At 66.1% G+C, this 492-nt stretch carries 1 protein-coding gene; it reads right to left on the bottom strand.

The annotated features are described in order from the left end of the window. Positions 1-470, bottom strand: a 470-nt coding sequence (locus FLO80_RS23775) for a hypothetical protein (protein ID WP_223145548.1), incomplete at its 3' end; no start/stop codon positions are given. Between the last annotated feature and the right edge of the window lie 22 nt (positions 471-492).

The following is a 492-nucleotide window of genomic DNA, read 5'->3' as shown; positions in this document are numbered from 1 at the left end:
ATCTTGGCGAACTCGCGGGCGTAGCTGAGGTTGCTGGCGTCGTCGGTGAGGGCGTTGGAAAGCAGCAACGGGGCACCCTTGTCGTCCTTGCGGGTAGCCAGCATCCAGGTGGCGACCTCGACGTTGCGCGCGGCGTTGTAGACGTACTGCGCGTCGATCCCCTGATAGACGTAGAACTCGGTGCGCCCGCCATGGGCGGTGATCAGCATGCTGGCCAGGGAATAGATGAAGGCGCCGACGCGGTCGCCCCTGAACGCCGGATCGAGGGAGTAGGACAGCGCGGCGATGTCGCGGCGGCCGCCCAGGTCGCTGAGTTCGCGGTTCTGCTCGATGGCCCGGCGGATCGCCAGCTCGGCGTCGGCCTGGCTCGGCAGGCCGGTCTTCTTCCATTCGGCGGGATTGCGCTTGTACAGCTTCCAGAGCAACTGGTAGAGGCTTTGCAGGTTGTCGCGCATGGCCAGGGTGGCCATGCGATCGGCATCGGTCTGGAGG

The sequence above is a fragment of the Aquicoccus porphyridii genome (genome assembly GCF_008369105.1).
GTDB lineage: Bacteria > Pseudomonadota > Alphaproteobacteria > Rhodobacterales > Rhodobacteraceae > Aquicoccus > Aquicoccus porphyridii.
Note: the sequence above shows the minus strand (reverse complement) of the source record. Positions and strands in the feature narration are given on the sequence as shown.